This window comes from Bradyrhizobium sp. CCGUVB1N3 (assembly GCF_024199925.1).
In the GTDB taxonomy this organism is placed as follows: domain Bacteria; phylum Pseudomonadota; class Alphaproteobacteria; order Rhizobiales; family Xanthobacteraceae; genus Bradyrhizobium.
In genome coordinates this window covers 7,561,851-7,575,255 of the sequence record NZ_JANADR010000001.1, presented here as the reverse complement: position 1 = coordinate 7,575,255, position 13,405 = coordinate 7,561,851, and the positions used below count along the sequence as shown (strand labels likewise).

General features: G+C 60.3%; 8 protein-coding genes and 2 pseudogenes. 9 read left to right on the top strand and 1 reads right to left on the bottom strand.

Features of this window, described 5'->3' with window-relative positions; all coding sequences use genetic code 11:
- Window positions 1-84: 84 nt before the first annotated feature.
- Entirely contained in the window at window positions 85-1,806 is a 1,722-nt protein-coding gene (locus NLM33_RS36055) for an outer membrane beta-barrel protein (protein ID WP_254103229.1), read from the bottom strand.
- Between the two features lie 624 nt (window positions 1,807-2,430).
- Here NLM33_RS36055 and NLM33_RS36050 point away from each other — a divergent pair.
- The 9 genes and pseudogenes from NLM33_RS36050 (at window position 2,431) to NLM33_RS36010 (ending at window position 13,400) form a co-directional block, all read left to right on the top strand.
- A pseudogene (locus NLM33_RS36050) lies at window positions 2,431-2,681 on the top strand (BrnT family toxin).
- Window positions 2,662-2,943: a BrnA antitoxin family protein gene (locus NLM33_RS36045; protein ID WP_254103228.1), complete on the top strand. Its 282-nt coding sequence runs from the start codon at window positions 2,662-2,664 to the stop codon at window positions 2,941-2,943. The pseudogene NLM33_RS36050 and the gene NLM33_RS36045 overlap by 20 nt, the downstream one beginning before the upstream one ends.
- A 1,282-nt stretch (window positions 2,944-4,225) precedes the next feature.
- On the top strand, window positions 4,226-5,344 hold the full coding sequence (locus NLM33_RS36040) for a DNA repair exonuclease (RefSeq protein ID WP_254103227.1): 1,119 nt from the start codon (window positions 4,226-4,228) through the stop codon (window positions 5,342-5,344).
- A complete protein-coding gene (locus NLM33_RS36035) occupies window positions 5,344-7,980 on the top strand; it encodes an AAA family ATPase (protein ID WP_254103225.1) in 2,637 nt (878 codons plus the stop codon). Before NLM33_RS36040 ends, NLM33_RS36035 begins: the two co-directional genes overlap by 1 nt.
- A 62-nt stretch (window positions 7,981-8,042) precedes the next feature.
- Entirely contained in the window at window positions 8,043-9,092 is a 1,050-nt protein-coding gene (locus tag NLM33_RS36030) for an SIR2 family protein (RefSeq protein ID WP_254103224.1), read from the top strand.
- Window positions 9,089-10,825 (top strand): ATP-binding protein, encoded by a 1,737-nt coding sequence (locus NLM33_RS36025; RefSeq protein ID WP_254103223.1) that lies wholly within the window; start codon window positions 9,089-9,091, stop codon window positions 10,823-10,825. The genes NLM33_RS36030 and NLM33_RS36025 overlap by 4 nt, the downstream gene beginning before the upstream one ends.
- Window positions 10,826-11,519: 694 nt before the next feature.
- Entirely contained in the window at window positions 11,520-12,266 is a 747-nt protein-coding gene (locus NLM33_RS49825; RefSeq protein ID WP_371930155.1) for a transglutaminase-like domain-containing protein, read from the top strand.
- Window positions 12,194-12,364: pseudogene (locus NLM33_RS49380) on the top strand (DUF4011 domain-containing protein); the annotation flags it as partial. The gene NLM33_RS49825 and the pseudogene NLM33_RS49380, both read left to right, overlap by 73 nt.
- A 127-nt stretch (window positions 12,365-12,491) precedes the next feature.
- Entirely contained in the window at window positions 12,492-13,400 is a 909-nt protein-coding gene (locus NLM33_RS36010) for a S1/P1 nuclease (RefSeq protein WP_256570578.1), read from the top strand.
- The last annotated feature ends 5 nt before the right edge of the window (window positions 13,401-13,405 follow it).

The following is a 13,405-nucleotide window of genomic DNA, read 5'->3' as shown; positions in this document are numbered from 1 at the left end:
GCAAACCTCAACCTCTATGGTTAATCAGTCCCTAACAGCCTCTAGTCGGTGCCTTTCGACCCGTAGAGCGAGGAGGGAACGAGTTTAGTGAAACTTGTAGGAGACCTGCAGGAACGTGCCCCATCGTTCCATGCGATAGTTCGCAAGGTAGGGCCCAGAGGTGACGGGAAAGGTGCGCGCCTGCTCGGCGTGGGTGGCGAATTGCTCACTATCTCTCGGACTCCACATCGCCCAGTAACGGCCGCCGACGCCGACGCTGAAATTGCTGGTGATGAAGTACGATAGAAGGCCTTCTATTTGTACCCCATGGCCACCACTCCCGCGATGATCGATGAAGGTCGTGAAGTCGCGCAGCAGATGATTGTCGCGCCCCTGGAAATCCGTCCAGGGCAAATAAGCGACATCGGCGCTCACGCGCCAACGATCGAGAAACATGGTCTCAGCGTTGAGGCCGATGCGCAGCGCATTCCAGTTGGTATCTTGGCTGCCAATTGTCCTTTGATCGCCCGGCGCGAGACATTGAAGCGACGCGATCCGAACGCATCCTGTCGAATCAGACTTTTGGCCGTAATAGGTCCAGCCGGTGAATCCACCGATCTTGTACGTGCTCCCACGCAAAAAATCATAGCCCGCATCGGCCGTGTAGTACATGAACTTTCCGTTCGCCTGACCCGAAATCGTGTTGGTATAGGCCATGGGATCGCCGGCGTCCGGAACTAAGCCCCAATCTTCATCATTCTCATTCCCGCTGTTAAAGAGCCCGAATCCGATATTGCCCTTCAGGAAGATCCCCCAGGGGCTGTCAACCCGTTCGAACAACTCACCGGAAATCCCATCCAGCTTGTGATAGGTCAGCCTCGACACAAGACCGGGCGGACCATTTTCCCATTGAAATTTTCCTCGGCTCAGCCAGAGCCGTGTGCCGCTTTCAAGCGACCAGCCTGCGGCGAAGGGAATAGACGGCGCGCTAAAGGTCGGCTTTATCGGATAGAGCGGCGTATCGGGCCATCGCGGCGTCAATGCATCGGCATCAAAATGGTAGTTCAGAGCGATCTTGCCGATCTGGTAGCCGCTGGACAGGTGAGTGGTGTTAGCTGGCACCGTTGCCAAGGGTGGATATTCTAGCGTCGAAGGGGTTGCCACACTTGGTCCGCCGAACTTCAGATAATCATATTCGAGACTGACCGACCACGCCGGCGTGAGCGCGTGTTCGACACCCGCGCCGATGATGCCTCCGAAACGACCATAGTCAAAATGGGTTGCATTCTGTGGCGCCCATCCGGAGGGGTAAGGCTTGCTACGAAACTCGTTACCGTTGGCGATATCGCCGTGGTTGTGTTGCCAGGCCACACCTGCTCTGAAATAGGCAAGCGTGCGGCCCTGCGGGCCAAAGGCATAACCCAGCCGGCCGGTCCCGGTGACGAAGACGTCCGGACTTGCGTTGCAGTTTGCGCTCACGAGAACACCGGAAGCGGCAAGACAGGTGTTTGCACCGTCCGAGATGGCGCCGCTGACATCCAATTCAAGGCCAAAGACCCAATGGTCCCTCTGCCAATTGTAACCGATCTGCGCTCCTGCCAGGAATACAGGGGTTTCGACCACGTCGCCATAGATCGAGGGACCGTAGGGATCACTAAATGATGTCCGGCCGTAGCCCCCGCCGACCTGCCCGCCGAAATATCCTCCAGTCCAGCTCCATAAGACAGGCGGGAGCTTTACTGCCGGCTTAAAATCTGCCGAATTGACGACCCCGCTTGCAACGAGCGCAGCTGTTGCCGTCCCCCAAAACAAAAGTTCAGATCTCATATCACCTCACGAACACACAACGCGCGCGCCATCTTGCAACGAAGGCCGAATGATCTCGCACTGCTTCCACGGGGCGAATGTTGTGCAGGATCTAGGCCATCGCACGCGGCTCGCATTCCCTGCAGTTGCTCGTCAGTGATGTCGCCTTCGCAACAAGACCGATGATCTTTGAAACAAGTCCGCGTCTGATGTCGGTCATACCGCGCGCGCTTGACGCTCGGCATCCAGCGGATGGATAGGGGGACGCTCTGTAATCGTCCGGTGACGATAGCGGCAGACGTGCTGTTGACTTACAAGATATGGATCACGCAGCCCTCAAGTAGGCCGCTCTGCCCGGATAGAGATCCCGAGTTGATTTGCTGAAGCATGTCGCGTTCTGGCCACATACGAAGCCAGTCGATCTCCACTCCTGCCGCCAACGCAAACAGCAACACACAGGGGGCCGAATGTATGTGATACGTCCCAGGGAAGTTGGGATCGTCCGGATGACGAAAGCGTTTGTACTTGGCCTCAGCCGCGCCCTCGATAGGATTGATGTACCTTGCCCGACCTGCAATGCAGGTCCGCCGAAATACGGCCACGTCTTGCTCCTGACGTCCTACTATCCTAGCTACGAAATAATTCGTGAAGATCATTTGGGACGCACCAAAGCGGCTCGCCAATCTCGACAAGCACGGGATGGATTTCGCCGATCTCAACGAGAAGTTCTTCGATACGGCCGTCGTCTTGGAAGCCAAGCGAGACCGTTATCGCGCAATCGGCCTGAATATTCGCGGCGTTATTTCGCGATGTACGGCAAGGAGGCCGTCAGCATCATCAGCATGCGCCCAGCCAGTAAAGCAGAAAGGGAGCTCTATGAAGCGAATCGTCGCTAAGAAGCGCTATACCGCCAGCGATATGCGTGCTGTAAGCGATAACCCCGAATGGACTAAACGCGACTTTGCAAAGGCAAAAGCCATCCACGAGGTCTTCCCAACGATGCGAACGGGCCGCGGCCCCAATAAGGCGTCTACGAAGAAGCTGGTTTCGCGGCGGCTCAGCCCCGTTGTTCTAGATCATTTCAAGGCTGGCGGCCCCAATTGGCAGAGCAGAATCGACGAAGCGCTTGTGAAGATTGTTAAACGAAAGGCTCGATAGCCGATCCGTCGTTTGACAGGAGCGCGGGAGCAATCCGATCGCGGATTTGCAAGGCGCGCTAAGATCCACCTCACTCCCATTAAGGCAAAACGCCGAAGGTACGGCCTTCAGCAAAACCAAAGAACCGCAGCAAAGCAGCGAAGCCCGACAGAAAGCCGGGCTTCGCCTCTCTTGAGACGGAGGGCAACTCCGCTCCCCTACGCTGTCGGCTGGCCAGTTTTGCCGTCCGACCTCAAAAGCCAAAGTCGAGTTGACGCGGCCAAGAACGCCAGTGCTCACAAACGTGCTCACGGCGTCCAAGGCGTAGTCGTGTGTACGCGTTCACGTGCACGCGCTTTGGCTCCGAATTGGGATCATCTCCCATTTTGGTTCTCCATGATTTGGCGGGTGGAAACCCGCTACTCCAACTGCCCCTTGCAGTTGCGCTTGCGTGGAGCCCGGCGTGAGCCGGTCATGGAGACGATGCCGACGCTGGTGGGAGACAGATTCTAACCGATTCGCGTAACCGAGTTGGTCCTTGCAGCCGCCTGCGCAGGAACGTGCGGAGGACCCGAGAAGGTGCTGCTTAGTAGGGTTGGCGGCAGCGTCAGACGCATTCCAGGCGCGCCCCTTGCCGACTCTACGTTGCAGAAATACTGCGCAATAGCGGCTATTGAAGCAGCCTTCCAAACGCCTGGGTGGGAGTTGACGCGAGAAAAACTTCTCGACGGCGAATATGATGCAGCGTCATTTATGGCAGATCGTCATTCGAACATCCCCATAAGCTCGCGATCATAAAGGAGATCAGGCTCCATACGGTGAGCTCGGACGTGGATTGAGGCAACAAGAACGGACATTATCGAGTGCGGCTTGAGGGAAACGGGTGGACCTTTCCGGCGACCTGGTGATCACCGCACCCAATTTGGTCGGGCGCACGATGGTTTGGCTATTTTATCTGGACAGCTATCTGATTGTCCGCTGCTGGCAGCGCATTGCCGCTTGACGCGGAAGCGGTGCACCCACAGGGATTCGCTTGCTCGATCACCAGGTACGGAATAAGAGCGTTGCATACTGAGAAAGGAATTATCGAGTGCACTACGATTTCGACAAGCATCGCCGCGGGATCCGGATGGGTTTTGCCGCGGCACAAGCAGTTCACCGGCTGAGCGGACCAGCGCTTAGCTGACCTTTCAAAAAGCACGGCCGGAGCCCTCCCCTTCAATAGAGAACTGGAGGGGATAATGTTTCATGCTTTCCGCTAGGCGCACGATAGCACTGATCAGGATTTGGGCGAGGGAAGTTGATGCGGTTCATACACACGTCGGACTGGCAGCTCGGTAAGCCGTTTGGACGAGTGCCCGACCAAGCTCGCACCGCTCTATTCGAAGCGCGTCTCGATGCGATTGACACGCTTGCCGCCGCGGCGCGTCGCGAAGGCGCCAAAATCGTGCTGGTGGCTGGCGATGTGTTCGATAGTCCAGAACCAGGTGACCGCGTCTATCGTCAGGCGCTCACGCGAATGAAAGCCGCATCAGACATACGTTGGGTCCTGCTTCCGGGCAATCACGATCCGGCGCGTGCCGACGGTCTCTGGAGCCGTCTCATCGGCGAGGTGCCCGACACTGTAACCGTGTGCCTCGAACCACGGCCTCTCGAACTCAAGGATGGATTCTGGCTGCTCCCTGCCCCGCTGCAGTTCAAGCGGGCGCTAGAAGACCCGACTGCATGGTTCGATTTCGCGGAAACCCCCGCGGGCGCGAAGCGCATCGGTCTCGCACATGGTCCAATCCGAGATTTCGGTTCCCGCGAAACGGCTGGAAACCTGATTGCGCCGGATCGAGCGCGCCGGTCCGGCCTCACCTATCTTGCGCTCGGCGACTGGCACAGCCGGCACGAAATCGATCCCAACACCTATTATTCTGGAACGCCTGAACCTGATGATTTCGGCCGCGAGGTGAGCGGCGTCGCGCTTTGCGTGGACCTAGGTTTCGAAAGGCCAAGCGTAGCGGACCTATCGACCGGGCGCTACCATTGGAGAGCAGAAACTTGGTCGCTCAGCAGCGCGGCCGACCTGAACGTCTTGCTCGCCGGTCTGGCCCCTGCCGTCGAGCGTCGAAACCTTATCTTGCGTCTTAAATTATCTGGCCTTCTCACACTCGCAGAGCGAGTGGTTCTACGCGACCGGCTCGAAGGAGAGCTGGCTCACGAAGTGCGCTGGCTTGACCTCAATCTCGACGATCTCTATGCGCGTCCGAGCGATACGGACCTCGCTGACATCGATGCCCATGGCGTGCTGCACGTGGCTGCCGAACGCCTGCAGGCCTTGTCTGCGGAAGGCGGCGTGCTCGCCAAGCGCGCTGCCGCCGCGCTCGAGCGCCTTTATGTCGAACAGCGCCGAGCCGCCCGCGCGGAGGCACACTGATGCTGATCCGCGACCTCGCTATCGATAATTTCCGAAAGTTTCGCCGGCCGATCCGGCTGGCCGGCTTCAAGGCCGGCTTGAACCTGGTGTGCGACCAAAATGAAGCAGGCAAGTCGACAGCGCTTGAGGCATTGCGAGCCGTGTTGTTCGAACGGCATGGATCGCGAAGCGATCGCATTCGTTCGTTTCGGCCGCATGGCGACGATGTAGCGCCCTCTGTCGATTTGACTTTCGAGATCAGGGGCGATGTCTGGAGGCTGCGCAAACGCTTCCTCCAGAACGCTTCGGTGGAGCTCGAAGGGCCCAATGGGCGCGCGACTGGCGACGAAGCCGAGGAACGCCTGCAAGCGCTGCTTGGGTTCGCTCGCGCTGGCAATCGCGGCGCCGACGATGATAGTCGCGGGGCGCTAGGGTTGCTTTGGGTAGAGCAAGGCCAGTCCTTCGTGTTTGGAGTCCCGGGGCAAGGTGCCCGCCGGACGCTTGAGGAGGTTCTGGCCAGCGAGGTCGGCGTTGTAACCGGCGGCCAGCGTACGACTACGGTGCTGCAGGCCATTGAACGAAATCTCGCTGATTTTCACACCCCGACGGGCCGCCCCGCCCGCCGCCTCCTTGAGGCTCAGGAAAGAGCAACTGCCGCCTGCGAAGAGGCGCGCGTTGCACAGGCCGAGCTGGAGCAGTTCGATACAGTGCTCAATCGACTCGAGTCGAAGCGTAACGAGCAACGGCGGTTAGTTCGCGAACTCGAGGATCCCGAACAGGGCGAACGTCTCGCCCAACTGGAGGCCGATATCGATCGCGCGAAGGCCGCGGGACAAGCATTGCGCACTGCCGAAGCAATGCTGCGCGAAGCTACCGGCGAACGCGTGCGATTGGAAGCCCGTGAGGTATCTCGGCGCGAGTTACGCGACCAATTGGAGCGCGCCGAGCGGACCGCAGCGACCGTACGTCAGGTCGCCGCGGATCATGACGCCGTTCAGGGATCGGCCGAGCAGGCCGAAAGTGAGGCGGCCGCAACACTCGAGACCGCTCGGGTCGCCTTGCGCATGGCCGAGGAAGACAGGCTTTCAGCGCAACAAGCGCGAACTGCGCGAATGCGCCAGCGCGCGCTTGCCGCAGCCTTTGCCCGCCTCGAGGCCGCCGAAAGGATTGCAGCCGAGCTCCAGGCGCGTCGCGGCGAAGTCGCGGCGATTCGGATGACGCTGGAAGCGAGCGCGCGGTTGCAGGAGCTCGAACAGACCCTCGTCGAAGCCAAAGCGGCCGCCACCGCTGGCGCGGCCCTCATCAAGATCGATTTGCTGCAGACGGCGCCGCAAGTTCGCCTGAACGGCGCTCTGGTAGAGGGCAGCAGTCGCGTCTTCGTGACCGACACCCAGACTCTCGTGTTCGAAGGTATCGGAAGCGTGACGGTTACGCCGCCTGCTTCTGGAGCCCCTGCACAAGCCCGACTTCGTGCAGTAGAACAGGATCTCGCCGCGTTTCTCGCCGAGGTCGGCTGTACCGATACAATCACCGCCAAGGAGACGGCGCGAGCGCGTGTGGAAGCGACCCAAGCGGTCTCTGTGCTGTCGGCTCGACTTGCGGCCTCCTGTCCCGAGGATCCGGAGCTCGGCATTGCCGCAGGCCTGGATTCGCTGCGAGGCGCGCTCGCAGCCACAGACCGGCCAGCACAGCTCGCCGAGGATGGCACCGATCGAACTGAAGGCGATTTCGAAGAAGCCTGGCGGGCCGCGCGCACCGCTGAACGAGAAGCCGAGGGTCGTCGCCAGGCTGCGCTCGAGACGCTGCAGGAGGCGCAGCTCGCCCATGTTCGCCTGGCGGGTCAGGTCGAGCGCGCTGTAGCAGACGTTTCACGGCTCGGTGACCAACTCGCGACCGAGCTCGAAGCTTTCGACGATATTGCACTCGGCGCCGCATTGGCGGCTGCAAAGGCAACCGAAGCGCGTGCGATCGTTGCTCGCGACGAAGCGCGGCGCGCCGTCGAAGGACTCGACGAGACCGTGCTGGTGCAGCGTCGCGACAATCTACGCAAGCGAGGCGAGCGACTGGCCACTGACAGGCTTGTTCTTGTGAGCGAAATCGCCCAGCTCGAAGAACGCGCCAAGACGCTCGGCGGCACGGGGCCGACCAGCCGGGCGGCAGCCGCCGCCGAGCTCGCGGAGGCTGCGACCGCAGCACATGCCCGGCTGAAGGAGGAAGCCGAGATGCTCGCGATGCTCGCGGAGACCATCCGCGAAGCACAACGCGAAGCCGCCCGTCGTCTTCTTGCACCCATCACACAGCGCGTCACGCCCTTCGTCGGCCGGCTCTTGCCCAATGCATCGATCACATTCGCGGAGGATCTCCGTCCGATGCAGCTGTTGCGCGCCGGCCGCGAAGAAGCCACCGATGATCTCAGCAAGGGGACCCAGGAACAGCTTGCCGTCCTCACGCGCATCGCCTTTGCGGACCTACTCATCGAGAACGGAAAACCTGCCTCGCTTGTGCTCGATGACGCGCTGGTGTTTGCGGATGATGATCGCTTCGAAGTCATGCTGGAGATATTGACCGAAGCCGCCCAGCGCATGCAGATCATCATTTTGAGCTGCCGCACCAGCGCCTACCGCGGTCTCGAGGCTAACCGGATCATGCTTGCATGATAGCCCAAAGCGCATCTCAGCGGATCGCCGCAGCCCACTCAGTCGGATCAAGGAAGAAATGCATGGCGGCCAAGAGCAAGGCCGAGATCGCGCAGGAATTTGCCCAGAGCGCGCTGAGCGCCACCCCAGTGATCATCCTCGGGAGTGGCGCCTCGGCGGCGCATGGTGTGCCGGGAATGGGAGCGCTGGCAAAGCATTTGTCTGCCGCGTCGCTTCCCTCTAGATGGACAGCTGAAGAGAATGCCGAATGGACGTCGTTCATTGGTCATCTCAAGGCCGGCACCGATCTTGAAAGCGCGCTACAGGCGGTACGTCCTACCGAACGCCAAACCCAGTTCATTGCAGGCGCGACACGGGAATTTCTGCTGCCTTCCGACCTGGCTGTCCTCGCATCGCTATTGGCCGATCGCCACACCTTGCCGCTAACCAGGCTTTATCGGCACCTCTTCGACAGCACGCACACGACGATCCATGTCGTCACGCCCAATTATGACCGGCTCGCGGAATACGCCGCCGACGCGGCCGATGTTAGCACGTTCACGGGCTTCAACCATGGCTATCTGCAGACCCGGGCGCGGGCGCCCAATACCCGTGTCACCGTGAACGGGCGGCCGTCGCGCACGGTGGCGATCTGGAAGGTCCATGGCTCCCTCGATTGGTTCCAGGACGCAGCCAACCAGATCGTTGGCGTGAGAAGCGCCCTCCCAATCCCGGCGGCCTATACGCCGCTCATGATCACGCCGGGAATTGACAAGTACCGCCTGACCCATGGCGAGCCGTTCCGCACAATCCTGAGCTGCAGCGACGACGCGCTAGAGAATGCCCGCTCTTATTTCTGCGTCGGCTACGGTTTTAATGATGAGCATGTCCAGACCAAGCTTATTGAGCGTTGCGACTATAATTCCATACCGCTGGTCGTGATCACAAAGGAGCTGACGGTCAGCGCCAAGGCCTTTCTGACCGGCGGCCGTTGCCGCCGCTATCTCGCCATCGAAGACAGCGCCGCAGGCGCTCGCGCATATACGCACGATGCGCCAGCAGGATTCGACCTAGACAAGCCGCTGTGGCGCCTCGACCGATTTCTCGACCACATAACAGGAATACCCGCATGAGCATGCTCGACTTTGCCGATGCAGAGGCGCTCGGACGTGTCCAATCGGTCGATACCGCCACCGTGATTGTTCGCGTCGATGATGTCGATGCATTGCGAGCACTACAGGTCAATCGGCTGGTCGCGCTCCAAAGCAGCTTGGCCGGCCACAAGCTGATTGGCGTTATCCACAAAATCACGCGCACCGCGCTCGAGGAGGCGAAAGTGGCCGACGTGGAGCGTGCCGACGAGGCTCATCCCGAGGTTAATCTGGTCCGCATCACGTTGATTGGAACTCTGCTCGACCGGGACGGGACGCGGGCCAACGTATTCCGGCGTACGCTCGAAACGGTTCCGGAAATCGATGCATGCTGTTTCGCACTTGAGGGCGAACGGCTGACCCGCTTCATGGGCGTCATCTCTGAGGTGACTGGGGGAGCTCAGCGTCTGTCGCTCGGCGCTTACACTCTCGATCCCAACGCGCAGGCTTTCGTCAACGGCAACAGGCTTTTCCAGCGCCACGCCCTCGTCGTCGGCAGTACTGGCTCCGGTAAATCCTGGACGACAGCGCGTCTCCTGGAACAAGTGGCCGAGCTTGAAAGCGCAAACGCTATCGTGTTCGACATGCATGGCGAATATGCGTCCATGGCCGGCGACGGTTTCGTGCATCTTCGAGTCGCGGGTCCGGGCGATATTGATGCGGACAAAGGCCTCACTGACGGCGTGCTTCACCTTCCCTACTGGCTGATGAGCTACGAAGCGCTAGTCTCGATGTTCGTCGACCGCAGCGACCAAAACGCGCCTAATCAGGCCATGGTTATGTCCCGTGCGATCGTCGATGCGAAGACCAGCTTCCTGACTGCAGGGGGCCACACTGATGTCCTCGCCAACTTCACGATCGACAGCCCCGTCCCTTTTGCGATGGCATCGGTGCTCGCGGAACTCGATCGTCTGAATACGGAAATGGTGCCAGGCGTCAGGGCCGAAAAGCAGGGCGACTTTCACGGGAAGCTCAGCCGCTTGATTCAGCGCCTCGAAGGCAAGCGCACAGATCGTCGACTCGGGTTCTTATTTCCGGCAGCGGGCGTCGCCGATGGCTATGAGTGGCTCGATGAAGCAGTCACGCTGCTCCTAGGCGGACGAGCTGCCAAGGGAGGCCGCGGCGGGGTAAAGGTGATCGACTTTTCCGAAGTACCCTCGGACATTCTGCCGCTAATCGTCGGCATGGTTGCCCGTATGGTCTTTCATGTGCAGCAGTGGAGTCCGCAGGGGGCGCGTCATCCAGTGGCGCTGTTCTGCGACGAGGCGCATCTCTATATTCCCCAGGACGCGACCTCCGGCGCCGCCGAGAATGCGATCGCGACCTTTGAGCGCATTGCCAAGGAAGGCCGAAAATATGGCGTTGGGCTTGTCGTCATCAGCCAGCGGCCCGCCGAAGTGAATCGCACCGTCGTCAGTCAGTGCAACAATTTGATTGCCATGCGCTTGACCAATGGTGACGATCAGACGGTGGTACGCCGCCTGCTGCCCGATAGCCTGGGCGGTTTTGGTGATCTGCTGCCCGCGCTCGACACCGGCGAGGCCCTCGTGGTTGGCGATGCGATCTTGTTACCTACACGCATCCGGATCGCAAAGCCGACCAACGAACCGCTTAGCGGCACGATTGAGTTTTGGGACCGCTGGGCGGATCCAAGGGCTGCAGCCGCGCTCGACAAGGCCGTGGAGAGTTGGCGCCGTCAGACGCTCGTCAAATAGCGTTGGGTCAAACCGAGCTACGGAGGCAGCCCACGCCGCTTATCGCGCCCGTCACCCGTTTCACTTCGGGTCGCCTATCTGCGGGCAACTTCCATTGGCTGCCGCGATCGTCGGCCAGGAGAAGTTCGAATCGTGGGGCTCGCAACAACCCTCTTGCGGTTGGTCGAATACCGAGTTCCGAGATTAGCTGCTTGACAGCGGGATTTCTGGGACCTGCGTCCAGAACGTACGGAACATCTTCTAATCGATTGATTTTGTTGCTGCGATGCGCGTTTCCGCTCACGAGGCGAGCTAGTGCCCATAGTCCTTGGCGGGCGCATTCCCGGAGGAGCGCGTTATTCCATTTTCCGATGCACAACTCCGGAATACTCTCGAATTGCAGAAGTGACCCAGCCTATATTGCTAATTGCGTGAAGACATTGGTGCGCAGCGTGCCAAAAAGGAGGGTACGCGGGCATCTTTATCAATCCTGCGATGTTTTTTGTAACGTAGCATTTGGGGGCAGAGGTTGGAGCAGGCACGGGCTGGGGGATCGGTGGGCGGAACGCTGAAGGTAGTTTGCACCGCCGCGGACAACATCAATGTTGCTTTTTATCAGAACGCGGTCCCGATTATCCGCGAACTGGCGCTCGAAAATCGTGAAGGCCGCGACCTGAGGGAGCTTTCGGTGCACCTCACGTCAGAACCCGCGTTCATGACGCCGGGGGTCTGGCATATTGAACAAATCGCGGCCGGGGCGACACACCATATCCGTAGCCTGGATCTGAAACTGGACCCGGCATTCTTAGCAGCTATCAATGCCTCGAGACGAGCCGAGTTGCGCATCCGTGTGGAAGCGGCTGGCGAAACTCTTGTCGAGAATGCCAGCGAGGTCAATCTGCTGCCGCCGTCGCACTGGGGCGGTGTCAATGCCGCGCCCGAACTGTTGGCGGCCTTCGTCAGACCCACAGATCCCAGCGTCGACGTCATCTTGCGGGAAGCCTCGAGCAAGCTGGCCACGGCGGGACGCGACGACGCGATGGACGGGTATCGCAAGAAGACCAAGGCTAGAGCCTGGGAGATCGCCGACGCTCTTTGGGCGGCGCTCGTTTCCCACTCGATCGCCTACGTTCTTCCTCCGAAGAGTTTCGAACGGTCGGGCCAGCAAATTCGCGGACCGAGCGAGATCCTTTCTCGCAAGGTCGGCACCTGCCTTGATCTGGCGCTTCTCTATGCGTCCTGTCTCGAACAGGCAGGCCTCAATCCGGTGCTGGTCCTGACCGAAGGCCATGCTTTCGTTGGCGTGTGGCTCGTGGATGAAGATTTCTCGAGGCGATGGCCCGCGGCGAATTGCACACCCTCGTTCCGGAGACTGAGCTTGACGGACGCCTCACCGATCTCTACCGCGCCTCCCGCCTCGCTTTTGAGGAAGGCGGCGCAAATATCCTGTATCTGTGCCTAGGCTTCCTTAAGTGGACACCACAGGAGGGCGCGGGGCCTTACCGCGCACCGCTGATCCTCGTTCCGGTTCAGCTTGAACGCAAAAGTGTGCGTTCCGGATTTCGGCTGGCGCTACACGAGGACGAGGCACGATTCAATCCGACATTGCTACAGATGCTGAAGCAGGATTTCGACCTGTCGATACCGGAGCTTGAAGGAGAATTGCCACAGGACGCCAAAGGTGTCGATGTCGCGGGGATCATCTCCCGCCCGCGCATGGTGGGACGAGGGGCACATGCAGATCGCCTATCTGGCCTACAAGCGACTGTCCGATCCCGTCCGGGACAAGGCCGACGCCTTGCTGAAGCTGAACGGGGACTACGCTAAGTGGACGGCGGGCGCGCCCGACGACAAGACGGCCAAGATGTACGCATTCGTTCACGCCGCCACGTGGGCCGACGACATCAAGACCAAACAATACGGCTACACGCGCGACGCCGTCACGAGCCCCACGGCGGGACAGAACATCGGCTATTCGGACCACAACCAGCACGCATTCTGGCACTTCAAGGACATCGATTTCAGTCCAGACGGGACGCCCCTGCCCCCCGTGGATCCGGTCGACTTCGTCACGCAGCTCAAGCTCCTGACCGCGGCCCTGCCCGCATCGTCGGGCGCATCTGACGACGTGCGTTCGTACGATCTCGTCTGGATCCTGCATCTCGTCGGCGATGCCCACCAGCCTCTCCACGCGGCCGCACGGTACACGGTCCAGATCCCGGATGGCGACGCTGGCGGCAACGCCGAGTCCGTGATTCCGGCGAGCGGCTGGAGCATGGCGCTGCATGCCTATTGGGACGCGATCTTCGGTGGCTATTCTTCGCCCTATGGCGCGATCTTCGACGCGGACGATAAGGACGGATTGTCGAGCGTCGGCGTCAGCCAAGCTGAGGCGCAGATTGCCGATCCCGCCGTATGGGCTCAGGAGAGCGCAGATCTTGCGAAACAGTTCGCGTATGCGCCGCCGGTCGGCGCGGGAAAGAACCCGGTCTTCCTAACGCGCGAGTACGAGACCAATGCCAAGAACGTGGCCCGAGCGCGGGCCGCCTTGGCTGCGGCCAGACTGGCCAATCTGATCGACAACGCGCTGAAGTGATTTTT